This is a genomic window from Vibrio sp. 2CM40D (assembly GCF_023161825.1).
In the GTDB taxonomy this organism is placed as follows: domain Bacteria; phylum Pseudomonadota; class Gammaproteobacteria; order Enterobacterales; family Vibrionaceae; genus Vibrio; species Vibrio alginolyticus.
The window spans coordinates 193,505-218,027 of record NZ_JALNTL010000008.1 but is presented as its reverse complement, the minus strand read 5'-3'; the positions used below and the strand labels follow the sequence as shown (position 1 = coordinate 218,027).

The window sequence follows — 24,523 nt, the reverse complement described above, 5'->3', positions numbered from 1 at the left end:
AGGAGAGACTTGAACTCTCACACCTTGCGGCGCCAGAACCTAAATCTGGTGCGTCTACCAATTCCGCCACTTCCGCATCTATTCCTAACTGCTCTGATAAAAAGAACATTTAGGAATGGTGGCTACGACGGGATTCGAACCTGTGACCCCATCATTATGAGTGATGTGCTCTAACCAGCTGAGCTACGTAGCCAAAACCATATTTTTTGTTCTCAACGCTTTGTTGCCTTGTCGTTGGGAACGGCGCGCATTATGCGAAGTTGAGTGAGATCCGTCAACAGTTTTTTTTAATAAATTTCGGAAAAAACCTCGTTCGCTTCCTTTTTAAACAAAGAGGCGTGTTTATGATCTAAAACTGGAAATAAATTAGCTTGCAGTTGCGTAATTTATTTTTGTTCATTTACTTAAGGTATTAAAAAAGCCAGCTTAACAGCTGGCTTTTAGTGTAAATGAAGTGTTTAGAATTCATTCATTTAATTAAACATTGAAGCGGAAGTGTACAACATCGCCATCTTTTACGATGTAGTCTTTACCTTCTAGACGCCATTTACCTGCGTCTTTTGCGCCATTTTCACCATTGAATTGGATGAAATCGTCGTAACCGACTACTTCTGCACGAATAAAGCCTTTCTCGAAGTCAGTGTGGATCTTACCTGCCGCCTGAGGCGCAGTTGCACCAACAGGGATTGTCCAAGCACGTACTTCTTTAACACCTGCTGTGAAGTAGGTGTGTAGAGTCAGTAGTTCGTAACCAGAGCGAATTACACGGTTCAGGCCCGGCTCTTCGATCCCCATATCTGCTAGGAATTCTTCGCGATCTTCATCTTCTAGTTCAGATAGTTCAGATTCGATAGCTGCACATACAGGTACAACGACATTGTTTTCTTTTTCTGCGAACTCACGAACCGCATCTAGATATGGGTTATTTTCGAAGCCATCTTCGTTTACGTTTGCAATGTACATAGTTGGCTTCAGTGTTAGGAAGTTTAGATAGCCGATTGCTGCTAACTCTTCTTTAGATAGCTCAACTGTGCGTGCCATGCCGCCTTCAGTTAGTACTGGTAACAGTTTTTCTAGTACGGTTAGTTCAAATTTTGCGTCTTTATCGCCGCCTTTTGCCTTCTTCGCGTTACGTTGAATCGCTCGCTCACAAGAATCTAGATCAGCCATCGCAAGTTCAAGGTTGATCACTTCGATATCTTCAATAGGTGAAACTTTACCTGAAACATGAACAATGTTTTCGTTTTCAAAACAACGTACAACGTGGCCAATCGCGTCTGTTTCACGGATGTTAGCTAGGAATTTGTTACCTAAACCTTCACCACGTGATGCACCAGCAACAAGACCAGCGATGTCCACGAACTCCATCGTCGTTGGAAGAACTCTCTGTGGGTTAACGATCTTAGCTAGTGCGTCTAGACGTAGATCTGGCACAGGAACCACACCAGTGTTTGGTTCAATGGTACAGAACGGGAAGTTTGCTGCTTCGATACCCGCTTTAGTTAGTGCGTTGAACAGAGTTGATTTACCTACGTTAGGTAGACCAACGATGCCACATTTAAAACCCATGATAGTAACCTTATTCAGCTTTGAACGTGTGGAGGCGATTTTGTGCTTTAGATAGGCCATCCTTAATCAGGATATCTAGACAACGAACAGCCTCATCAGCTGCTGCATCTAAAAGCTCTTGCTCTTTAGCTGGCGCTTTACCTAATACAAAACCCGCCACTTTATCTTTGTGTCCCGGATGACCAATGCCAATACGAAGACGATAAAAATCTTTGTTATTGCCCAGTTTGCTAATGGTGTCACGCAGACCGTTGTGTCCACCGTGCCCCCCACCTTTTTTAAACTTAGCGACACCTGGCGGTAAGTCTAGCTCGTCATGAGCAACCATGATCTCTTCAGGTTTAATTTGATAAAATTTCGCAAGCGCTGCGATCGATTTACCTGATAGATTCATGAAGGTGGTTGGGATAAGCAAACGGAGATCCTGGCCATTGACCATAATGCGTCCTGTTAGACCAAAAAACTTTGGTTCGTTCTTCAGTGTAACGTTGTGAACGCGTGCTAATTCTTCTACAACCCAAGCGCCCGCATTGTGACGAGTTCTGGCGTATTCTGGTCCTGGATTAGCAAGACCAACAAGAAGTTTGATTTGTTGACTCAAGGTTAGGATCTCTCTGGAATCTCAAAAAGCGCAGTATGATAGCACAGAAAACTCGCGGTGGGCGACCAAGGGATTTTCTAGTTATCAGTACAAATAAAAAAACACCCCAAAGAGGGGTGCTTTTGAAATCAGTGTAACTGAAATGTTCGTATTAGTTGAACATTGCAGAGATTGACTCTTCGTTGCTGATACGACGAATCGCTTCAGCCAGCATGCGAGATAGGCTTAGTGTTGTCACTTTACCTGTTGCAGCCATCTCTTTAGACAGAGAGATAGAGTCAGTTACGATAACTTGGTCAAGAACTGAGTTCTTGATGTTATCCGCAGCGTTGCCTGAGAATACTGCGTGAGTAGCGTAAGCGAATACACGCTTAGCACCGCGCTCTTTTAGTGCTTCAGCTGCTTTACATAGTGTGCCACCTGTGTCGATCATGTCATCAACGATCACACAGTCACGACCTTCAACATCACCGATTAGGTTCATTACTTCAGAAACGTTTGCACGTGGACGACGCTTATCTACGATTGCGATGTCGATGTCGCCTAGTGCTTTTGCTGTTGCACGAGCACGAACAACGCCACCTAGGTCAGGAGATACCACTACAGGGTTATCTAGACCGCGAGCCTGCATATCTTCAAGTAGCACTGGCGTGCCGAAGATGTTGTCTACAGGTACATCGAAGAAGCCTTGAATTTGCTCTGCGTGTAGGTCGATAGTTAGAACGCGGTCAACACCAACGTTAGATAGGAAATCAGCAACAACTTTTGCAGTAATTGGCACACGCGCAGAACGTACACGACGGTCTTGGCGAGCGTAGCCGAAGTAAGGGATAACTGCAGTGATACGGCCTGCTGAAGCACGGCGCATTGCATCAATCATAACAACCAATTCCATTAGGTTGTCGTTAGTCGGTGCACAAGTGGATTGAATGATGAAAACATCGCTACCACGAACATTCTCATTGATTTGAACTGCAACTTCGCCATCAGAAAAGCGAGAAACAGATGCATCACCAAGAGAGATGTAAAGACGATCAGCAATACGTTGGGCTAGTTCAGGTGTTGCGTTACCAGCAAATAGCTTCATATCAGGCACGGTGGAAACCTCGGGTTTGCGTCCAGTTTAAATAGGTCGGTGTGAGGCTGATTGGTATTCAGCCAAAGTCTCTTTTAATGGCGAAATATTGCGCCCTTGAGCGACAAATGCCGAGACTTTATCAGAGAGTTGTGCAAGGATAGTTTCTGCTTCAGATTTGCTCGAAAATTCAGCAAAAACGCAAGATCCTGTCCCCGTCAATCTTGACGGCGCGTATTGTAGCAGCCAAGAAAGTTGCTTATCAACCTCTGGGTAGAGCATTCGTACAATTTTTTCGCAATCGTTTACGCTTGGCGTATTTAAAAGTGTTTCTAGATCTCGTTTTGGGGTGTTTCGCGTTAGATCTGGATGACAAAAAACGTCGACGGTTGCGATAGATACATTCGGTCTGACGACTAAATACCACTTTTCTTCGGGATAAGCAGGAGAGAGTTTTTCACCAATACCTTCAGCAAAAGCTGCAAATCCGCGCACAAATACGGGCACGTCTGCGCCTAGTTTTAAACCTATTTCAGCCAGTTCGTCGTCAGTTAGATTCAGTTGCCATAAGTAATTCAGTGCCACTAATGCTGTAGCTGCATTCGATGAGCCCCCACCAATGCCTCCACCCATAGGCAGCACTTTCTGTAGCTCAATATGCGCGCCAAAAGGGCAGTTTGAGTAAGCTTGAAGCGCGGTTGCTGCTTTCCAAATTAAATTGTCTTGAAGAGGCAGACCTTCTATCTCTGGAGAAATTGTAATATCACCAGAATAGTTCGCTTGAATAGTGAGCTCATCGCCGTGATCGACGAATTGGAATAAGGTTTGTAACTCGTGGTAGCCATTCTCTGTACGGCCGTTGATATATAGAAAGAGATTCAATTTCGCTGGTGATGGCCAGCGTGTTGAAAGTTCAATCATTGGGTGATGTTCCATTTTGTGATCACTAGATTTATTTTGACATCAGCTGTGGTGAGTTTCAGCTTATTTGGCAGAGGGAGAGACTGTTCATGCCATTGAACGTCGCCATATCGTTGATATGCAATACTCCAATCATTTAAACCAATTTGTTTGTTTAACGCTTGCAGTGTATTGGTTGGAGACAGTTGGAATTTGTCGGCATCGGTCGGTAGACCTAATAGCCAGTCAGGCATGTGTTCGACGGGCATCATCAACCCTGTAAGACGGTAAATCAGCTGGTTAGCACTGCGAGAAGAAAGGACCTGATCGTCGTAAGTTTCTACTGTGGCGCCTTGTGGGGTGATGGTGAGCTTTAATGCCGTTTGTCCGAGAATCGTTGTTAAACGCAACTGGCTTAGTGCTGAAGAATGTTTCCAGTAGAAGTTTAAATTTTGTCTTTGGTCTGGGCCAATATAACCAAGTTTCCCCGTTGCTTGAAAATCTTGGATGGTTTCGAGTCGCTGCTCATGAGCTTGCCATTCAACGCTGGTAACACTTTCAGGAACGGACGAACAACCAGCGAGCAGTAAGCTCGACAAGAAAAAAAGAATAAAGGAGCGTAACGTCATGTTTGATGGCTTATTAATCAGTTTCATCGGGAATCGCTCACAACTATAGCATTGAAAAGTCGCACTTAGGAAAACAAATCCGGCTTACCCTTTCAATAAATGCGTGCTTACAGTAAAATTCTGGACCTATTTTATAACCTATCCCAGAGATACCACGTTAGATGTCCTTGCTTGCTATTGGAATTAATCACAATACAGCGTCTGTCGACTTGCGAGAGAAGGTGGCGTTTGGTCCGGATAAACTCGGCCCTGCACTCGAGCAACTTAGAGAGCACGAAGCAGTTAACGGCAGTGTGATTGTTTCAACCTGTAACCGAACTGAGTTGTACTGCGATGTTAAGCAAGGAGCGCGAAACAAGTTGATCGATTGGCTTGCTCAATTTCATCAAGTGAGCCGCGAAGATTTAATGCCGAGTTTGTATGTTCATGAAGAACAAGCTGCAATAAAGCATTTGATGCGCGTATCGTGCGGTCTTGACTCTCTGGTGTTGGGTGAGCCTCAAATTTTGGGGCAGGTAAAGCAAGCATTTTCTGACTCGCGAGATCATCAAGCCGTCGATGCCTCGATTGATAAACTGTTTCAAAAGACGTTCTCAGTCGCCAAACGGGTGAGAACAGAGACAGATATTGGTGGTAATGCCGTGTCCGTGGCTTATGCGGCATGTACACTGGCAAAACATATTTTTGAGTCGTTATCAGATTCAACCGTGCTTTTAGTTGGTGCGGGTGAGACGATTGAATTGGTCGCGAAGCATTTAGCGTCCAACGGTTGCACAAAAATGATTGTCGCGAACCGCACTAAAGAGCGCGCGCAAGGCTTAGCGGACCAATTTGGCGCAGAAGTGATCAGTTTGAACGAAATTCCTGAACATTTGGCGAAAGCGGATATTGTGATTAGCTCAACGGCGAGCCCATTGCCTATTATTGGCAAAGGTATGGTCGAAACGGCTCTAAAGCAGCGCCGGCATCAACCTATCTTGTTGGTCGATATTGCGGTGCCGCGAGATGTAGAGTCGGAAGTCGGTGAACTGAACGACGCATATCTGTATTCTGTTGATGACTTGCAATCTATCATCGACAGCAACATTGAGCAGCGTAAAGTCGAAGCGATTCAAGCTGAAGCGATTGTTAGTGAAGAAAGCGCTGCATTTATGACATGGTTGCGTTCACTGCAAGCCGTCGATAGTATTCGCGACTATCGCAAATCAGCCAACGAAATTCGTGAAGAGTTACTGAGCAAAAGTTTGCAATCTTTAGCGGCAGGCGCAGATCCGGAGAAAGTGCTGCGCGAGCTGAGTAATAAACTCACCAACAAACTGATTCACGCTCCAACTCGCGCATTGCAAAGTGCAGCAGAGCAAGGCGAACCAGCAAAATTAACGATTATCCGCCAAACACTTGGCTTGGATGATCTATAACTCACGCTTTTTATTAAGAAAACGACACTATGAAAGCCTCTATTCTGACTAAGCTAGAAACGCTAGTAGAACGTTACGAAGAAGTTCAACATCTTCTTGGTGATCCTGATGTAATTGGAAATCAGGACAAATTCCGTGCTCTATCAAGAGAGTACTCTCAGCTAGAAGAAGTAACCAAGTGCTTCCAAGCTTATCAACAAGCACAAGAAGATCTTGTCGCCGCTGAAGAGATGGCAAACGAGGACGACGAAGAAATGCGTGAAATGGCGCAAGAAGAAATCAAAGAAGCGAAAGCGACGATTGAGCGTCTTACTGATGAGTTACAGATTCTTCTTCTGCCAAAAGATCCGAACGATGATCGTAACTGTTTCCTAGAAATTCGTGCAGGTGCGGGTGGCGACGAAGCGGGTATCTTCGCGGGTGATCTATTCCGTATGTACAGCAAGTACGCAGAAAAGCGTGGCTGGCGCATCGAAGTCATGTCTTCAAACGAGGCTGAGCACGGTGGTTACAAAGAGATGATCGCAAAAGTGAGCGGCGACGGTGCATACGGCGTGTTGAAATTTGAGTCAGGCGGTCACCGTGTACAGCGTGTTCCTGCAACTGAATCTCAAGGCCGTGTGCATACTTCTGCTTGTACAGTAGCAGTAATGGCGGAAATCCCTGAAGCGGATCTGCCTGAAATCAAAGCAGCAGACCTGAAAATCGATACGTTCCGTGCATCTGGCGCGGGTGGTCAGCACGTTAACACCACGGATTCTGCAATTCGTATTACCCACTTACCAACGGGTACGGTAGTAGAGTGTCAGGATGAGCGTTCACAGCACAAGAACAAAGCGAAAGCAATGGCTGTTCTTGCTGCTCGTATCGTTCAAGCGGAAGAAGAGCGTCGTGCCGCAGAAGTGTCTGATACACGTCGTAACCTTCTAGGTTCTGGTGACCGTAGTGACCGTATTCGTACATACAACTACCCACAAGGTCGTGTGTCTGATCACCGTATCAACCTAACCATCTATCGTTTGAACGAAGTGATGGAAGGTGACCTGCAGAGCTTGATTGATCCTGTGATTCAAGAGCACCAAGCAGACCAACTTGCGGCGCTCGCAGAGAACGGCTAATCGATGAGCCAAGTTCAATCGATTGAGCAAGCACTGAAAAGTGCGACGGCGAAACTGGCAGAAGGCGGCAAAGAGTCGCCTTCTCTCGATGCAGCTGTACTCCTTTGCCATGTCCTTGGCAAACCACGAACTTATCTACTGACCTGGCCAGAAAAAGCATTAGAAGCAGAGCAACAAGCAAAATTCGACGCTCTACTTGAACGACGTTTAACTGGTGAACCCGTCGCTTATATTATTGGTGAGCGAGAGTTTTGGTCTTTACCGTTCAAAGTTTCTCCCTCTACCTTGATCCCAAGACCGGATACAGAACGTTTGGTCGAAGTTGCACTCGATAAGACCTACGAGCAGACTGGGCCTATTTTAGATCTTGGAACGGGGACGGGGGCAATTGCTATCGCACTCGCATCTGAAATGCCAAAACGTCAAGTAATGGGCGTAGATCTCAAACAAGAAGCGAAAGCACTTGCAGAGTACAATGCTGAGCAGCTAAACATCAAAAATGTGACCTTTGCTCAAGGCAGTTGGTTTGAGCCTATTACAGAAGGTACGAAGTTTGCTTTAATTGTCTCCAACCCGCCATATATTGATGAAAAAGATCCACATTTATCCCAAGGTGATGTGCGCTTTGAGCCAAAATCTGCATTAGTTGCTAAAGAGAATGGCTTAGCTGATATTCGTCATATCTCGGATCTTGCTCGTCAGTATCTTGAAGTGGGCGGTTGGCTGGCATTTGAGCATGGTTATGATCAAGGTGAGGCGGTGCGTGAGATAATGCGTGGCTTTGGTTACCAACAGGTCGCTACGGAAAAAGATTATGGCGGTAACGATCGAGTAACACTTGGTTGTCTGGCCAGTTAATCATGGAAGTCAGCAAACACTAACTAAAAAGAGAAGAAAAATGTACGTAGCTCTAAAACACATACACTTAGTGACGATCGCTCTCAGCGCGACGCTACTATCGATCCGATTCGTGTTAATGATGATGAACTCACCGAAGCGAAATAATCGCTTTTTGAAAGTGTTTCCCCACATCGTTGATACTGCATTGCTAGTGTCAGGTATCGCGCTTATTTTCATTACTGGTTTCATCCCGTTTACCGATGCCGCACCGTGGTTAACAAACAAAATCACCTGCGTACTGGCGTACATTGCGCTTGGATTCTTCTCATTGAAACTTGCGAAAAACAACCTACTGAAGATATTTGGCTTTTTCGGCGCATTAGGTTGGTTGGTCATGGCTGCAAACATTGCTGTGTCTAAGAGCCCTACGTTATTTGGATAGACGTCATGTTAGAGTTTTTTGACGAAGATTTTGACAATATACCGTTGGTGGAAGGTGCGCTTGAGCTAAACAAAGCGATTAACCCAGAAACCAAAGTACATTGGGCGAAACAAGAGTTAGAGCGTCTTTACAAAGATGCAGAAGCCACGCTTGTTCATGAAACCGATGAAGAGCAACGATTTGATGCATTCCTACGACTGTTTTTCCACGAGTGGGGATTCAAAGGCGACGAGCAGGAATACTTTATTTCGGACAACAGCTTCATCGATAAAGTGTTGGAGCGCAGAAAAGGTATTCCTGTGAGCTTAGGTTCGATTTTGTTATACCTAGGCAAAAAGCTGGGGTTCCCGTTGAAGGGAGTTACTTTCCCTACTCAGTTCCTGTTAAAAGTCGACTGGATGCATAAGAAGCCAGACTACATCAACCCATTTAATGGTGAGTATGTAGGTGAAAGGATTCTTCAAGCTTGGCTTATTGGCCAGGAAGGACCGCTAGCTCAGCTAAAGGCTGAACATTTTGAGGAAGCTGACAACCCAACAATTATTGGTCGCTGGTTGGCATTGATTAAAAGTGCGATGTTGCGTGAAGAGCATTATACGCTGGCATTACGTTGTACAAATCTTGCTCTAACGTTTGTGCCAGATGACCCATACGAAATTCGTGACCGTGGTTTTATTTTCCAACAGCTAGAGTGCCCTCAAGTAGCGGTATCAGATTTTCAGTACTTTATTGACCAATGCCCTGACGATCCGGCTTCCGAGCTACTAAAATCACAAGTTAATGTGATGAGTGAAACGCACGTCACACTTCACTAATTTTATCGATGTGCCGAACTGTGGCGTATCGTGGACAGAAAAAGAGAATCAAAATGGAACAGAAAATCGTTAATATCGGCGACATTCAGGTTGCTAACGACAAGCCATTCACCCTATTTGCAGGTATGAACGTTCTTGAGTCTCGTGATCTTGCGATGCAGATCTGTGAGCACTACGTAAAAGTAACGGAAAAACTTGGTATTCCTTACGTATTTAAGGCGTCGTTTGACAAAGCAAACCGCAGTTCTGTTCATTCATACCGTGGTCCAGGTCTGGAAGAAGGTATGAAAATCTTTCAGGAGCTGAAAGACACTTTTGGTGTAAAGATCATCACGGACGTTCACACTGAAGCACAAGCTCAACCCGTCGCTGACGTGGTAGACGTTATTCAGCTTCCTGCATTCCTAGCTCGTCAAACTGACCTTGTTGAAGCTATGGCCAAAACAGGTGCGGTTATCAACGTGAAGAAACCTCAATTTATGAGCCCAGGTCAAGTGGGTAACATCGTTGAGAAGTTCGCAGAATGCGGTAACGACAAGATCATCCTATGTGAGCGCGGTTCTTGCCACGGCTACGACAACTTAGTGGTTGATATGCTTGGTTTTGGTGTGATGAAAAATGCTTCGAAAGGTAGCCCAATCATCTTTGACGTAACGCACTCACTACAAATGCGTGACCCATCAGGCGCAGCATCTGGCGGCCGTCGTGAGCAGACAGTTGAACTTGCAAAAGCGGGTCTAGCGACAGGCATCGCAGGTCTATTTATCGAAGCGCACCCAAACCCAGACCAAGCGCGTTGTGATGGCCCATCTGCACTGCCTCTAGACAAGTTAGAGCCATTCTTAGCACAAATGAAATCGCTTGATGATCTGATCAAGAGCTTTGCAGATATCGATATCAAGTAAACGCCAGATGACTGGTGGTAACACATACTATAGCCAACCGAGTGTTGGCTATTTTTTTATCTGAAAAGCCGTGAATTCTCAAACTTGTTACTGATGAATTTGTTATTGCTAAACAATGCATCATAATTATTAAATCAATGTGTTAGGGTGCACGTGGTTTTCAAATAGATCCAATGCTTAAAATGTGCATCAGTAATCCCAATAAGAAAAAGGTAAATAAATGAATCAGCGTCTGATGATCAAAACTGTTTTGAGTGCCGCTATCTTGGCCTCGTTAGCTGGGTGTGCTACGCAACCTGCACCAGAATGGAATGCCGATACAACCTATAAATTGACCGTATTGCACACTAACGATCATCATGGTCGCTTTTGGCAAAATCGATACGGTGAATATGGCATGGCGGCGCGTAAAACGTTAATCGATGATTTGCGCGAAGAAATACAGGCTGAGGGGGGGAGCGTGTTATTGCTTTCTGGTGGTGACATCAACACAGGAGTACCTGAGTCTGATTTACAAGATGCCGAGCCGGATTTCAAAGGCATGAGCAAAATTGGTTACGATGCGATGGCTCTAGGTAATCATGAGTTTGATAATCCATTGGACGTGCTATTCAAGCAGCAAGAGTGGGCAAACTTTCCGATGTTGTCTGCCAATATTTACGATAAAAATACTGGCAAGCGTTTATTCCAACCATACGCGATGTTTAAAAAGCAGGGCATTAAAATTGCGGTCATTGGTCTTACAACCGAAGACACTGCGAAACTTGGCAACCCTGAATTCATTGAACAAATTGACTTCCGTGACCCAAAAGAAGAAGCCAAGAAGCTGATTGCAGAACTGAAAGAAACAGAGTATCCAGATCTGATTTTTGCTGTCACGCATATGGGACACTATGAAAATGGTAATAGAGGCATCAATGCTCCTGGCGATGTGGCGTTAGCTCGTTATTTGAATGACGGCGATCTCGACATGATCGTTGGAGGACACTCACAAGAACCTGTGTGCATGGAAGGTCCAAACGTTATCAAAAAGAACTTTAAACCAGGTGATGAATGTCAGCCCGATAAACAAAATGGTACCTTTATTGTTCAGGCACATGAGTGGGGGAAATATGTGGGACGCGCCGATTACGAGTTTCGTAATGGCGAACTCTCGATGGTGAGCTACGATCTAATCCCTGTAAACTTGAAAAAGAAAGTTAAAGTTGATGGTCAGTCGCAACGAGTCTTGATCCAAGATGAGATTAAACAAGACGAAATGATGCTTGAGTTTCTTCGTCCTTATCAAGAAAAAGGTCAGGGCAAACTAAACGTGAAGATTGCAGAATCTAACGGTAAGCTTGAGGGTGACCGCAATGTGGTTCGTTACCAGCAAACAAACTTAGGTCGATTAATTGCAACGGCTCACATGGAACGTGCGAAAGCAGATTTCGCCGTAATGAATTCTGGCGGCGTTCGCGATTCGATTGCAGCAGGTGAGATTACCTACAAAGATGTGCTGACTGTTCAGCCATTTGGCAATATGGTCTCTTACGTTGATATGACGGGCAAAGAAGTATTGGATTACCTAAATGTCGTTGCAACTAAACCTGTCGACTCTGGAGCTTACGCGCAGTTTGCCGGCATTGCGATGAGTATCAATAATGGTGAGGTAACCAATGTGTTCATTGGTAATAAGCAACTTCGCTTAGATGGTAATTACCGCTTTACCGTACCAAGCTATAATGCTGCTGGTGGAGATGGTTACCCTAAAATCGACGATCATCCAGGGTATGTAAATACAGGTTTTACCGATGCTGAGGTTTTGAAGGATTATTTAGAAACACATAGCCCTATTGATGTTAATGAGTATGCCCCTTCAGGTGAAATCACGTATTTAGTTGATACGGCGATTGATCAGTAACCCAACAGAGAAAAAGCGATTGACTCAAACTCGCTGATATCATTAACTAAAAGCGCAGATCCAATTCAATCTGCGCTTTTTGTTTTTATGAGGAGAATCTTGATGACTCCGGCCATTAATCTTGCGAAAAAGAAAAAAATTCCACACACGATTCATCAGTATGAGCATGACCCTAGATCCGATAGTTATGGCTTGGAGGCTGCTGAAGTACTGGGGCAGGATCCGAAAACAGTATTTAAAACCTTGCTGTTCTGCTTGAACGGGGAGCCAAAGAACCTTGCGGTTGCGATTATCCCTGTTGACCAAAAGCTGAACCTAAAACTGGCGGCGAAAGCAGCGAAGGGCAAAAAGGCCGATATGGCTGATCCGGAAATCGCCCAAAAGACCACAGGTTATGTCGTTGGTGGAATTAGCCCACTAGGGCAGAAGAAAGCCTTACCTACTTTTTTGCACGAAAGCGCAGCAGAGCAAGACAAAATCTGTGTGAGTGCTGGTAAACGTGGTTTAGAAATTGAGTTAGCCCCGAGAGATTTGCTGAGCTTAACTCGTGGTCAGTTTGCACCTCTTTGTTTGTAAACTCATGACAAATAAAAAGGACGCTCATGAGCGTCCTTTTTTGATCTTGCCTGTCAGTGAAGCGTTACTTCTTCAGACTCAATGTACCACCAGTGCGTTTAGCTGGTTTGCTTGGTTTCGCGGCATTTGGGTTCATGTAATGCTGCTTAGGCTTACTCAGTGATTGAGGCTTGTTTGCTGAATGCGTATTGCTCGATGCATCTGGTTTACGGTGCGATTTACCATGCTCGCCTTGCGGTCTGCTGCGTTCACCTTGTGATTTCGCTTTGTAATGTTCTTTAGCTGGACGTCCGCCTTCATCATCACGCTGACGACGCTTTTGTTGACCTTTTTTCGAGTTTGGTGCATGACGGAATTCATCAGCATTGTTACCGCGGAAAGTTCGTGTCTTCTGGTTACGACGAGCAGTAGAATCTTGGTTTTCTTCACGGCTATCAAACAGCTTCGCGTCGGTCGCTTTACGAATGTTGCGACCTCTAGAGTCTGTTTTTGATGCTTCTTCTGTACCTACCGAGCCTTCACACATTGCTAGGATCTCTGCCACTTCTTCGTCACTTAGATAACGCCATTTCCCATTGGGAATACCATCAAGAGAGATATTCATGATGCGTACGCGACGCAGCTTGAATACTTCATAGCCCAGCGCTTCACACATGCGACGGATCTGACGGTTAAGTCCTTGAGTGAGCACAATACGGAAAGAGAATTTAGTTTCTTTCGTTACCTTACAAGGTAGGGTGACTGTGTCGAGAATCTTAACGCCACTCGACATCTGTTTGAGAAACTCGCCTGTAATTGGCTTGTCCACGCGTACGACGTACTCTTTTTCGTGGCTGTTGCCTGCGCGAAGGATTTTGTTCACGATGTCGCCATCGTTGGTCAAAAAGATCAGACCATCAGAGGGTTTGTCTAAGCGGCCGATCGGAAAGATACGTTTTTGGTGGCCGATGAAATCAACGATGTTTCCAGGGACGTCTCTCTCAGTTGTACAGGTGATGCCTGTTGGTTTATTGAGAGCGATATAAATCGGCTTCTCTTTTGCTGCCACTGGCTTACCATCCACACAAACATCATCACCAGGTAGCACTTTTGTCCCCATTTCAGGTTTGTTGCCATTAATGGTGACACGGCCTTGCTCAATCAGTCTGTCTGCTTCACGGCGTGAGCAAAACCCCGTTTCACTGATGAATTTATTTAATCGTTTAGCGTTGTCTTGTGACATTTTTGTCTCCTAACGTTTCACAACGGCGAATGAAGCTCCCTTCCTTTAAGGGGAAGGAAGAATAAGGGCGGGCATTCTAGCATTAGGGTGAAATTTAGCCTAACCGTTTTTGGTGACGTTCGCGGGTTTCTAATTTCTTTTCCGCACTTTTTCTAAGTAGGACGTAAACGGCTCCAGTTCCACCGTGAAAGCGTTGCGCACTATGGACGCATTGGACTTCCTTTATTTGTCGTAGCCAACTGCTAACAAAGCTTTTCATCATTGCAGGTGGATTTGAGCGTTCTCCTCGACCATGGACGATAACGACCGTTCTAATGTCCATTGATAGGCATTGCTTTAAAAACGTCACGACTTCATCACGTGCTTCTTTCAATGTTTTACGGTGCAAATCCAAGCCAGCTTGGATTGGATACTTACCAAGGCGAAGTTTGCGGTAAACCCCGTCCTGTACACCATCACGTTTGAACTCAACAAAGTCCTCTGGCTTGAGCATTTCAGCGTGATCAAGTGATAGGTATTCTGGGTCATCTTCCGTTAACCAGATTGCTGCTTCGCGTTTTGCGAGCTGTGCTTCTGTTACTTGGTGTACTTTTTTGTGTTCGGTGGTGTCTTGAGTGATTGGCTTTACATCGCCCATCATCTGTTGAAATAGATCAAAATCGTCGTCGTGAGACATAGCAGTAATCTCATTAAGAACAGGGAAGAATAATAGGATTATATCAATGCGTGGTGCATTGAGATCAAATAAAAAACCGGAGTAGGCAAGTAACCGACTCCGGTGCAAAGCGTTTCTAGAGCTAAGCGAGATCTAGTGAGGAGATTTGTCGTTCATGATCTTGTATATGAAGAAACCGCCGTAAAATAACATCAGACCAATTGCCCCAAAAATTACTATCATTGACGATAGACCCACTGCATTACCAAATAGGAGATCAAGCCAAAAGTCCATACGTTTCCTCCAAGATGTTCCCGACAGGAATAAACTAAATGGCGGTGTCTTGTTGCACACTGATCTGGATCAATTATGTTGCTAAGGTTAATAAACTGTATTTTGTTGTGAGTTATCAGTCACATTTTACGTGCTAGTGTTCAGTTATTCATCAAACGAATTAAGACCTAAGGTTTTTTTGTAAAAAGCACTTGCGCCACAGTTCAGAATCCGTAATATACGCATTCGTTGACGGGGACAATTCCTCAGTTAAACATCTCGGTGAATAGCGCAGCTTGGTAGCGCATCTGGTTTGGGACCAGAGGGTCGGGGGTTCGAATCCCTCTTCACCGACCACTTTTAGAAAGCCTGCTCAATGAGCAGGCTTTCGTCGTTTTTAGCGCTAGTAATTTTAGACTTCAATAGTATCGAATCAAATTGGGGTTCGCCTGATGTTCGAATATGGCACTTCACCGACACGTATTGAGAGGAAGGCTCTACAGAAATGTAGGGCCTTTTCATTTTTTAGAGTGAGTAAATTTATTACTTGATGTCACACGAGATAGTATTGATAGGAGTTTCAGAAGTAGTGAAGCAGACATAAGCGGTCTTTGGGTGATTTGGACCAATCTTGACGTAACCCGCTTTTAAATCGTCTTCATCAAACGTTACTGAGTGAGATTTGCTTGTATTTCCATCATAGTAAACCGCTTCAAAGCCTTGGTTCATCATATGTGCAACGCGATTTCGAGTGTGGGCTGTTGAAAACGTGATGTTCGCGCAACGCATCATTGGTTTTTCGGTAATAAGAAATTGACCACTCTCTTTATCTAAAACACCGCCTTTTACTTCCGGAGTTATATCAATAGCTTGAAAAGCTTCTACGTTGCATGGCGGTTTAGCATAAGACAGCGAAGAAGTGAGCATAATTCCAATCGTGTATAGGAATAAATATTTAAATTTCATATGAGTTGTTTTGTATCCACTTAGCTTAACGGCGTTTTATAAGAAAGTTTGAATGAATTTTAAATGGTTGTATTTAAATAATTGTATTTAAATGGCATTTTTCAAACAATCACTAGATATCACAATTTGCTTGGCGCGTCTTACCCAGTGGTTTGATGTTAAATCCCCGATTTTTAAGCAGTTCAATCAGGTTATCTTTACCTACTAAATGCAAGCCACCAACAACAACGGTGTAACGACCCGATTGCTGAGGTAGAACACTGCCAGTGTCGAGTTTTTTAGCCCAATCTCGATTACGCTCGTATAAAAAGGCTTGGTTAAACTCTTCTGTTGTATGATCGGTCAAAGAGGCTTCGACCAACATGCTACCATCACCACTCTTCCAACTCTCTATCAAGCATTGAACCAACTCTTCTCCGCCATCATATTCTTCAATTGATGAGAGAAGTATCTCTTTACCGCCTTCTGATTGACCTGCGATTAAATCGATTTGGAATTGCACGGACTCCAGTGGAATGACCGGGATTTGCTTTTTATCAGCGAGTCCTATTAAGTGCATGTCGACCCCTTTATCAGAGACATACCCCAGTTTGTTGACTAAAGCGAGTTGGATGGTGAATGCTGCCATCCAAGGTGGGGAATTTAGGAGTTGAGTTTCTGGCAAACCTAAATCTTGGGCAATTTCAATTAAGTGGCGACGTTGAGCTCTGTCTAAAACATCTTTAGAAAGAATGGTTGTTTGTGGGTAAACCAAGCCTTCAGAATTCCTGACGTCTGCTTCAATAATCAACCCTGCGCTTTGGCTTAAATGCTGGATGACCGTTCTAGGGAGTGGGTACATCGTTTTATCCCCCACATGTACCGAGCCAATAATCATAAGTTCGGTTTCCCCTTTTTTCGCTAACCAATGCTGTGGCTCTGCATAAGAGGAAAAAGGAGTCAAAGTAACAAGTAGAGATGATATGAGCGTCAAGAGACGAAACATAGAATGGTCCTCAGATAAGATACCTTTAAACTTTATACGCAAAATAGCGTGAGGTTAAGTGCAATTTCTCCAGTGGGGTATTCGACAAAATCGTCATTTCTAAAAATATTGACGAGTTTTGACGACGAATAAATGAGAGTCACTTCACGAAAGGTAAATAGGTAATTCGCTTACTAATGGTTCACAAAATAATTAGGCGTGATCCAAATCTTACAAAATCAGTCGTAACTCATGAATATAAGTGACCTAGATCGCAGCAAACTCGTCAAAACAAGTTGTTCGATTTTGACGTGTATTGTAACTCCATGAAAATTAGATTTTTATTGTTTTTGCTGAGTGTCATTTTTTGAGCTGGATCACTTCCTATTTCTATTTATTTTACGCTTAGAAATAACAGGTTGTATGTTGAATGTAACGGTTAGATACCTCGCATTTGAGGGGCCGAGATTTTTATCATTGTCGTTTTGAACCACTGACTTTTTTGGGGAAGTAAGATGTTTAAACCTAGTCTGATTGCTGTTTCTGTTATCACTACATTAGCAGGTTGCTCTGCGCTGCAAAGCTCTGAACAACAAGTTGTAAATTCGTTGGCTAATAATCTTGATATTCAATACCAAGTGTTGACTAACCACGGTGCAAACGAAGGTCTTGCTTGTCAGGACTTAGGGGCTGAGTGGGCGTCTTGTAACAAGGTAAACATGACGCTGGTTAACCAAGGTGAAGCGGTTGACTCAAAAGATTGGGCTATTTACTTCCATAGCATTCGTCTGATTCTGGATGTTGAAAACGAACAGTTTAAAATCTCTCGCGTAACGGGTGATCTACACAAACTAGAACCAACAGATAAGTTTGATGGTTTTGCTGCGGGTGAAGAGGTTGTGCTTCCTCTTGTTGCTGAATACTGGCAGCTATTTGAAACTGACTTCATGCCAGGCGCTTTCGTTGCTGCACCAAATGCAGAGCCTAAGATGATCGCTTCTCTTAACACAGAAGACGTTGCATCTTTCGTGACTGGCCTTGAGGGTAACAACCTAAAACGTACGCCAGATGACAACAACGTATTTGCGAGCGCTGTGTCTCGTTTCGAGAAGAACGAAGATCTAGCAAAACAAGACGTATCAACCACGTTACTACCAACGCCAATGTCTGTTGAAGCAGGTAAAGGTACGGTAGATATCGCGGCGGGTATTGCGCTGCCTAAAGACGCATTCGATGCGGCTCAATATGCAGCAATTCAAGGTCGTGCAGAAGTGGTAGGTGTGGATGTTCGTGGTGATCTTCCTGTAAGCATCACTGTTGTTCCTGCAGACTTCACCGGTGAATTGGCAAAATCTGGTGCTTACGAAATGAGCATCAAAGGCGACGGTATTGCGATTAAAGCGTTTGACCAAGCAGGTGCTTTCTACGCAGTACAATCTATCTTTGGCCTGGTAGATAGCCAAAATGCTGATTCTCTACCACAACTGTCTATTAAAGATGCGCCGCGTTTTGATTACCGTGGTGTGATGGTGGACGTGGCTCGTAACTTCCACTCTAAAGACGCGATTCTTGCAACGCTTGACCAAATGGCCGCGTACAAGATGAACAAACTACACCTTCACCTAACGGATGATGAAGGCTGGCGTTTAGAAATCCCGGGTCTGCCTGAGCTGACTGAAGTGGGTGCTAACCGTTGTTTCGATTTGGAAGAGAAAAGCTGTTTACTGCCTCAGCTTGGCTCAGGTGCAACGACAGACAACTTTGGTTCTGGCTTCTTCAGCAAAGCAGACTACGTGGACATCTTGAAGTACGCGAAAGCGCGTAACATCGAAGTGATTCCTGAAATCGATATGCCAGCACACGCTCGTGCAGCAGTGGTATCAATGGAAGCACGTTACGACCGTCTAATGGAAGAAGGTAAAGAAGCAGAAGCGAACGAGTACCGCCTGATGGATCCTCAAGATACATCGAACGTAACGACGGTTCAGTTCTACAATAAGCAAAGCTTCATCAACCCATGTATGGAATCTTCAACTCGCTTTGTTGATAAAGTGATTTCAGAAGTAGCAGCAATGCACCAAGAAGCGGGCACGCCGCTAACAACATGGCACTTTGGTGGTGACGAAGCGAAGAACATCAAGCTAGGCGCTGGTCTGCAAGACATCAACGCAGAAGACAAAGTAAGCTGGAAGGGTAACATTGATTTGTCTAAGCAAGACAAGCCATTCGCACAGTCACCACAATGTCAGACGCTAATTGCAGACGGTACGGTAAGCGATTTTGCTCATCTACCAAGCCACTTTGCAGAAGAAGTGTCGAAGATGGTGGCAGAGAAAGGCATTCCAAACTTCCAAGCTTGGCAAGATGGCCTTAAGTACAGTGAAGGTGAGAAAGCGTTCGCAACAGAAAACACACGTGTTAATTTCTGGGACGTTCTTTACTGGGGTGGCACATCATCAGTGTACGAATGGTCTAAGAAAGGTTACGACGTTATCGTTTCTAACCCAGACTACGTATACATGGACATGCCGTACGAAGTTGACCCGAAAGAGCGTGGTTACTACTGGGCGACGCGTGCAACAGATACTCGTAAGATGTTTGGTTTTGCACCAGAGAACATGCCTCAGAACGCAGAAACCTCTGTAGACCGCGATGGTAATGGCTTCACTGGTAAAGGTGAAATCAAAGCGAAACCTTTCTATGGTCTATCAGCACAGCTGTGGTCTGAGACAGTACGTAACGACGAGCAATACGAGTACATGGTATTCCCTCGCGTACTGGCAGCCGCTGAACGTGCATGGCACCGTGCTGATTGGGAAAACGACTACAAAGTGGGTGTTGAATACTCGCAAAACTCTAACCTAGTAAACAAAGCTGCGCTAAACCAAGACTACAACCGCTTTGCGAACGTACTTGGCCAACGCGAACTGGCTAAGCTAGAAAAAGCGGGTATCGACTACCGCCTACCTGTACCAGGCGCGAAAGTTGAAGAGGGTAAACTGGCAATGAACGTTCAGTTCCCGGGTGTGAAGCTTCAATACTCTCTAGACGGCAAGAACTGGCTAACTTACGCAGATAATGCTCGTCCAAATGTGAAAGGTGAAGTGTTTATCCGTTCTGTGTCAGCAACCGGTGAGAAAGCAAGTCGAGTGACCAGCGTGAAATAACTCGATTCTTGTAAGTTAATTTTTTGGCAAAGCCTCAACATCATGTTGGGGCTTTCTTTATTTTTTGAGGAAATTAAGCGTGATCGATGTCTAATTATTTTTCATTGATAAATAAGTTTTTGGTTGTAATGGTCAAGGTTATTGTGAACTTGATCGACTTAATCTGCTAAATATCAATAAATTATTTGTTTACGATCACACTTCTATTTTTTGAATAATTTTATAAAAATACGATAAGTGCCTGTATTTTCCATGTTTTTATCAGGGTTGTTGAGCTTCGGTTTGAACAAGATCACTTTTTAAAATGTTTTATTTTCCATCGCGAATTAATTAAAACAATATTGCGAACGCCAAGGAGGCACATTCCAAAGTTTGCGATAAAAGGGAAGAGATGCCCTCTAAAACTATCGCATAACGTGAATAAATAAAGGCAGTAATTATGAAAAACATTTTTGCACTGAGTGCTCTTTCTCTCGCTTTCGCTTCTAGCGCTTTTGCTGGTTCCTCTTACGTAACAGGTAATGTTCAATTCCACGATGATGGTCGAATTCATGGTTCGGACGTTACGTCTACACTGGAAGCTGGTCATACTTTTGATAACCAATTCGGCGGCTTTACGGTTTACACCGAATTTGATGGTATTCAGTTGGGTAAACTGGAAACAGAAAACGGTGGCGCAGGTAACACAACACCAGCAATCACTGTGGGTGGTGAGCAGTCATTTAATATTACCGATCATTTATGGGTTGCCGCGGGTTACCAACACCTATTCTCTGCTGGCGAGAACGTACAGTACCGTCCATTGGTTAAGATCGGTTACAACTTCGATAACGGCATCTCCTTAAGTAACCGTACTCGTGCGCACATTGATGCGACAGACGCAGATGCGGATACAGATTACCGCATGGACAACCGCATCGGTTACGTGATGAATGAGGATGTGACGCTAAGCTACAACAACGTCTACATGATTGAAGCGGAAACCATGGACCACGAGCTTCGTGCAACGTGGACTCGTAAAGGTGTTCAACCTTACTTTGAGTTCCGTAGTCAAGCACACGGTGCAGAAAACGCGAGTGGTGACAGCCTAGTGAATAACGCTTTTGTATTTGGTGCCTCTTACGGCTTCTAATTTTATATTTGTCTTAACTGTCCATTAAGAAAAAGCCCAGCGGTTTGTCTCGCTGGGCTTTGTTTTTATTTGCCGTTGCCTTCGTGGTGGCTATATTCGAACACTTGTCCTTTTTCGTTAAAGGCGTAAACGGTGTAGCTGTCTTTTTTGTCGCCATATTCCATACCAGGGGAGCCCATTGGCATGCCCGGTACTGATAGGCCTTTTGCGTTACGTGGTGGATTTTTCAAAAACGCTTTAATGTCTTCGGCTGGAATGTGACCTTCGAACAGATAGCCGTTGATCTCTGCCGTGTGGCAAGAGTAAAGCTGTTCGTTCTTGATGCCTAGCTCGCGTTTGATGGCGTTCATATCATCGTGCAATTTTTCTTCGACCGTAAAGCCGTTCTCTTCCATGTGTTTTGTCCACTCTCCACAACAGCCACAGTATGGCGATTTGTGGTTAATGACATCGGCTGCCAATACGTTGGCGGACACGGTCGCAAGCATTGCAAAGGTCAATAGTTTCAACTTCATAATACCCTCAAAAAGAAGTGGTTACTTTACTGAAAACAGTCGTAGTCGATTTGCATTACTAACGACAGTAATTGAAGACAGTGCCATTGCCGCTCCTGCGACAACAGGACTGAGCAAAAATCCAAACGCTGGGTAAAGCACACCTGCGGCAACTGGAATACCCAACGAGTTGTAAACAAAGGCACCAAATAGGTTTTGCTTCATGTTCTTAAGTGTAGCGCGAGAGAGTTCAATCGCATGTACTACCGCCATTGGTGACGTGTTCAGGATGGTCATTTGCGAACTTTCAATGGCGACATCACTGCCGCTACCCATGGCAATACCAAGGTTGGCTAAGGCGAGAGCAGGGGCGTCGTTAATGCCATCCCCCACCATTGCCACGACATGTCCTTGAGATTGAAGTTGCTCAATGTGCTGAGCTTTCTCATCTGGCATTACTTGGGCAATCACTTCATCAATACCAAGTTCTTGGCCGATAGCATTGGCAACGTGTTGGTTATCGCCCGTCAGCATTACCGTTTTGATACCTTGCGATTTTAATGCAGAGAGCGCTTGTTTCGCATCTGATTTGATCGGGTCGGCAATGGCGATCAGGCCGACTAACTCACCATCGAGCGCAACGGCAACCGGAGTCCATGCATTCTGAGCGCATTCGTCAATTGCATTCTGAAGAGCCTCTGTTGCAACGTTCTCTGCTTGCATAAATTGAAGCGAACCAATGAGCAGCGGTTTATCTTGATACGTCGCCAAAATGCCGCGTCCGCGAACGTTCTCAAACTTGTCTAATGAGACGTCTTTTGCGTCGTGTCGTTTGGCGTAATCACATACCGCTTTTGCCAGTGGGTGCTCAGACTGACGCTCTGCCGCATACGCTAAAGCCAATAGATCTTCTTGGCTGGTGGCGTGAGTAAACACTTTCTGAACGCTAGGTTTACCTTGGGTAAGCGTGCCAGTTTTGTCGAACACAACCGTGTCGACTTTGCTTGCCAATTGCAGGGCGTCGGCGTCTTTGATCAGAATGCCGAGCTCTGCGGCTTTACCCACTCCCACCGTGACAGAAAGTGGGGTTGCTAAGCCTAGAGCGCAAGGGCAGGCGATGATCAGGACGGTTGTGGTGACCACCAGCATATAACTCGCTTTTGGCTCTGGGCCAACGGCAAACCAAACGAGCGCGGCCAGTATTGCTATGCCAACAACGACAGGGACAAACACCGATGAAATCTGGTCTGCCAGTTTTGCGATGGCAGGCTTACTGCTTTGCGCTGTGCGCACCATGCGGATGATACGAGCCAGCATGGTATTTGCGCCAATGCCCGTTGCCTCAATGACTAATCCACCATCGGTATTTAATGTCCCGGCAGACACTTGAGCCTCTTGTGCTTTTAATACTGGTACTGGTTCACCAGTGAGCATCGACTCATCAATGTATGATTCACCTTGAATCACAACGCCATCAACAGGCACTTTCTCGCCTGGTTTGATACGCAGTTTCATGCCTAACGTGATTTGCTCAACCGCGATTTGTTGATCGCCTTGTTCCGTAATTACCGTAGCTTGCTGAGGTTGCAGGTTAATCAACGCTTGTAAGGAACGTGTTGTGTTTGCTTTGGCTTTTGCTTCTATATAGTGACCAAGAGAAATTAAGCCGATGATCATTGCACTCGCTTCAAAGTACACGTGGCGTGAAGCAAGAGGGAACCAGTCTGGGAAAATCACCACAAGCATCGAATAGAACCACGCTGCGCCAGTACCGAGCACGACTAACGTGTCCATGGTGGCGCGCTTGTGAGTAGCTGCTAACCAAGCGTTACTGAAGAAGTGTTTCCCCGCTGTGGCAAGAAGGAGTAAACATACGATACCGATCGCGCCCCAAGCTAATTGGTCGTTGGTGTTGCGAATCATCATATTGCCGCCAGCAACGCCCCAAATCATTAAAGGGGCACCGACGACAAGGCCAGCAATAGCATCCAGTTTAAAGCGTTTTTGTTGCTGACGTTGTTGCTGCGCTTGCTTTTCTTGCTGGGTTGCGGCGTCTTGTAGGATCTCTGCTTGGTAACCGGCTTGTTTTACCGATTCAACAATTGCGTTAAGGAGGTCATCAGAGTCTTGGCTTGCGAATATTAGTGCGCTTTGTTCTGCAAGGTTGACCTGTGCTTTCTCAACGCCTTCTACGTTAGTAAGTGCTTTCTCTACTGAAGAGACGCAACTCGCACACGTCATGCCTTGAATCAGCATTTGCAATTGAATACTCGCTGGTGGCACCTGCGTATCTTTAATATTGCTTTGCTTTTCTACCTGTTCGGTCTCTGGTGAGCTTTCGTTCTCTACTTCAACAGAATCAAGGTTGGCGGTATAGCCGAGTGTTGCTATTAAGTCGATCACTTGTTGCTCGGAGAGGAGGGTACGAATCTCTAAGTGCGTTGTTGAAGCCTCAAAAGAAATAACGTCTTGATTAGATTCTAATAAAGATGAAAGTTTTTTGACGCAACCGCCACAGCTTAAGCCTGAAAGGTTTAGCTCGTAGTGATTTCCTGCTTGGTAACCAAGAGATTCAATCGACGAGACGAGCTCTTTAAGAGAAGACTCGGTTTTGACCTCTACTTGCGTCGGGGACAAATTGAGGATCTCCACATCGTGATTCGCATGTAAAGCATTCTCAACTTTTCTCGCACAGCCCATGCAGTTGAGCCCTGATAAAGGTATAACTAACTGATACATAATCTGCACCTCAATAGTAGTGATGCTATGAGCTTAAACCTTCCTGCAAGGGTAAGGTCAATACCCATTTGCTACTCACAACAATTTCGTCAAAATCTCTCGAATCCCACAAGTGCACGG

22 protein-coding genes and 2 tRNA genes are annotated in these 24,523 nt (G+C 44.9%); 11 read left to right on the top strand and 13 right to left on the bottom strand.

The window, feature by feature from the left end:
- Nucleotides 1–116: 116 nt before the first annotated feature.
- The 6 genes from MTF70_RS18715 to lolB form a co-directional block, all read right to left on the bottom strand.
- Nucleotides 117–193, bottom strand: a tRNA-Met gene (locus tag MTF70_RS18715).
- Nucleotides 194–477: 284 nt separating this feature from the next.
- The gene (gene ychF / locus MTF70_RS18710; protein WP_005393178.1) at nucleotides 478–1,569 is read right to left on the bottom strand and encodes a redox-regulated ATPase YchF; all 1,092 of its coding nucleotides are present in this window, start codon (nucleotides 1,567–1,569) and stop codon (nucleotides 478–480) included.
- Nucleotides 1,570–1,579: 10 nt separating this feature from the next.
- Nucleotides 1,580–2,170, bottom strand: coding sequence for an aminoacyl-tRNA hydrolase (gene pth, locus MTF70_RS18705; protein ID WP_005384112.1), 591 nt, complete (start codon nucleotides 2,168–2,170; stop codon nucleotides 1,580–1,582).
- A gap of 151 nt (nucleotides 2,171–2,321) precedes the next feature.
- Entirely contained in the window at nucleotides 2,322–3,266 is a 945-nt protein-coding gene (locus MTF70_RS18700) for a ribose-phosphate pyrophosphokinase (protein WP_005393176.1), read from the bottom strand.
- 27 nt (nucleotides 3,267–3,293) lie between these two features.
- Nucleotides 3,294–4,166, bottom strand: a complete 873-nt coding sequence (gene ispE / locus MTF70_RS18695; RefSeq protein WP_085570135.1) for a 4-(cytidine 5'-diphospho)-2-C-methyl-D-erythritol kinase — start codon at nucleotides 4,164–4,166, stop codon at nucleotides 3,294–3,296.
- Nucleotides 4,163–4,801 carry a lipoprotein insertase outer membrane protein LolB gene (lolB, locus tag MTF70_RS18690; protein ID WP_085570134.1) on the bottom strand — a complete coding sequence of 213 codons (639 nt, stop codon included), beginning with the start codon at nucleotides 4,799–4,801 and terminating at the stop codon, nucleotides 4,163–4,165. Before lolB ends, ispE begins: the two co-directional genes overlap by 4 nt.
- Nucleotides 4,802–4,935: 134 nt before the next feature.
- Here lolB and hemA point away from each other — a divergent pair, with 134 nt between their 5' ends.
- The 8 genes from hemA to ybaK all read left to right on the top strand — a co-directional run bounded on the left by hemA (nucleotide 4,936) and on the right by ybaK (nucleotide 12,791).
- Nucleotides 4,936–6,192 (top strand): glutamyl-tRNA reductase, encoded by a 1,257-nt coding sequence (gene hemA, locus MTF70_RS18685; protein WP_005384104.1) that lies wholly within the window; start codon nucleotides 4,936–4,938, stop codon nucleotides 6,190–6,192.
- Between the two features lie 29 nt (nucleotides 6,193–6,221).
- Nucleotides 6,222–7,310 carry a peptide chain release factor 1 gene (prfA, locus tag MTF70_RS18680; protein WP_005382222.1) on the top strand — a complete coding sequence of 363 codons (1,089 nt, stop codon included), beginning with the start codon at nucleotides 6,222–6,224 and terminating at the stop codon, nucleotides 7,308–7,310.
- 3 nt (nucleotides 7,311–7,313) lie between these two features.
- A complete protein-coding gene (prmC, locus tag MTF70_RS18675; protein WP_042524123.1) occupies nucleotides 7,314–8,168 on the top strand; it encodes a peptide chain release factor N(5)-glutamine methyltransferase in 855 nt (284 codons plus the stop codon).
- A gap of 40 nt (nucleotides 8,169–8,208) precedes the next feature.
- Nucleotides 8,209–8,592 (top strand): SirB2 family protein, encoded by a 384-nt coding sequence (locus MTF70_RS18670; protein WP_005382225.1) that lies wholly within the window; start codon nucleotides 8,209–8,211, stop codon nucleotides 8,590–8,592.
- Between the two features lie 5 nt (nucleotides 8,593–8,597).
- Nucleotides 8,598–9,407 carry a SirB1 family protein gene (locus MTF70_RS18665; RefSeq protein WP_042524122.1) on the top strand — a complete coding sequence of 270 codons (810 nt, stop codon included), beginning with the start codon at nucleotides 8,598–8,600 and terminating at the stop codon, nucleotides 9,405–9,407.
- 53 nt (nucleotides 9,408–9,460) lie between these two features.
- The gene (kdsA, locus tag MTF70_RS18660; RefSeq protein ID WP_005384095.1) at nucleotides 9,461–10,312 is read left to right on the top strand and encodes a 3-deoxy-8-phosphooctulonate synthase; all 852 of its coding nucleotides are present in this window, start codon (nucleotides 9,461–9,463) and stop codon (nucleotides 10,310–10,312) included.
- A gap of 220 nt (nucleotides 10,313–10,532) precedes the next feature.
- Nucleotides 10,533–12,215 carry a bifunctional UDP-sugar hydrolase/5'-nucleotidase UshA gene (gene ushA / locus MTF70_RS18655; RefSeq protein WP_005382230.1) on the top strand — a complete coding sequence of 561 codons (1,683 nt, stop codon included), beginning with the start codon at nucleotides 10,533–10,535 and terminating at the stop codon, nucleotides 12,213–12,215.
- Nucleotides 12,216–12,317: 102 nt separating this feature from the next.
- On the top strand, nucleotides 12,318–12,791 hold the full coding sequence (gene ybaK / locus MTF70_RS18650; RefSeq protein ID WP_205460847.1) for a Cys-tRNA(Pro) deacylase: 474 nt from the start codon (nucleotides 12,318–12,320) through the stop codon (nucleotides 12,789–12,791).
- 64 nt (nucleotides 12,792–12,855) lie between these two features.
- On the opposite strand, the gene rluF is transcribed toward ybaK, so the two are convergent.
- The 3 genes from rluF to MTF70_RS18635 all read right to left on the bottom strand — a co-directional run bounded on the left by rluF (nucleotide 12,856) and on the right by MTF70_RS18635 (nucleotide 14,962).
- Complete coding sequence (gene rluF / locus MTF70_RS18645; RefSeq protein ID WP_017634839.1) at nucleotides 12,856–14,013, bottom strand: 23S rRNA pseudouridine(2604) synthase RluF; 1,158 nt, start codon at nucleotides 14,011–14,013, stop codon at nucleotides 12,856–12,858.
- A gap of 94 nt (nucleotides 14,014–14,107) precedes the next feature.
- Nucleotides 14,108–14,689 carry a DNA endonuclease SmrA gene (gene smrA, locus MTF70_RS18640; RefSeq protein WP_205460848.1) on the bottom strand — a complete coding sequence of 194 codons (582 nt, stop codon included), beginning with the start codon at nucleotides 14,687–14,689 and terminating at the stop codon, nucleotides 14,108–14,110.
- A gap of 132 nt (nucleotides 14,690–14,821) precedes the next feature.
- Nucleotides 14,822–14,962, bottom strand: a complete 141-nt coding sequence (locus MTF70_RS18635; RefSeq protein ID WP_005382236.1) for a DUF3149 domain-containing protein — start codon at nucleotides 14,960–14,962, stop codon at nucleotides 14,822–14,824.
- Nucleotides 14,963–15,221: 259 nt separating this feature from the next.
- On the opposite strand from MTF70_RS18635, the gene MTF70_RS18630 reads away from it, so the two are divergent.
- Nucleotides 15,222–15,298 (top strand) — tRNA-Pro (locus MTF70_RS18630).
- Between the two features lie 186 nt (nucleotides 15,299–15,484).
- On the opposite strand, the gene MTF70_RS18625 is transcribed toward MTF70_RS18630, so the two are convergent.
- The gene (locus MTF70_RS18625) at nucleotides 15,485–15,907 is read right to left on the bottom strand and encodes a hypothetical protein (protein ID WP_005382000.1); all 423 of its coding nucleotides are present in this window, start codon (nucleotides 15,905–15,907) and stop codon (nucleotides 15,485–15,487) included.
- 112 nt (nucleotides 15,908–16,019) lie between these two features.
- Nucleotides 16,020–16,892, bottom strand: a complete 873-nt coding sequence (locus MTF70_RS18620; protein WP_005382001.1) for a TraB/GumN family protein — start codon at nucleotides 16,890–16,892, stop codon at nucleotides 16,020–16,022.
- A gap of 494 nt (nucleotides 16,893–17,386) precedes the next feature.
- Between MTF70_RS18620 and MTF70_RS18615 the strand changes: the two genes are divergently transcribed.
- Nucleotides 17,387–20,038: a beta-N-acetylhexosaminidase gene (locus tag MTF70_RS18615; RefSeq protein WP_213986691.1), complete on the top strand. Its 2,652-nt coding sequence runs from the start codon at nucleotides 17,387–17,389 to the stop codon at nucleotides 20,036–20,038.
- Between the two features lie 439 nt (nucleotides 20,039–20,477).
- Complete coding sequence (locus MTF70_RS18610; RefSeq protein WP_005382004.1) at nucleotides 20,478–21,170, top strand: oligogalacturonate-specific porin KdgM family protein; 693 nt, start codon at nucleotides 20,478–20,480, stop codon at nucleotides 21,168–21,170.
- 65 nt (nucleotides 21,171–21,235) lie between these two features.
- Here the strand turns inward: MTF70_RS18610 and MTF70_RS18605 are convergent, their stop codons facing one another.
- Both MTF70_RS18605 and MTF70_RS18600 read right to left on the bottom strand, forming a co-directional pair.
- A complete protein-coding gene (locus tag MTF70_RS18605; protein ID WP_158173717.1) occupies nucleotides 21,236–21,685 on the bottom strand; it encodes a DUF411 domain-containing protein in 450 nt (149 codons plus the stop codon).
- A gap of 21 nt (nucleotides 21,686–21,706) precedes the next feature.
- Nucleotides 21,707–24,403 carry a copper-translocating P-type ATPase gene (locus MTF70_RS18600; RefSeq protein ID WP_205460849.1) on the bottom strand — a complete coding sequence of 899 codons (2,697 nt, stop codon included), beginning with the start codon at nucleotides 24,401–24,403 and terminating at the stop codon, nucleotides 21,707–21,709.
- Nucleotides 24,404–24,523: the final 120 nt, after the last annotated feature.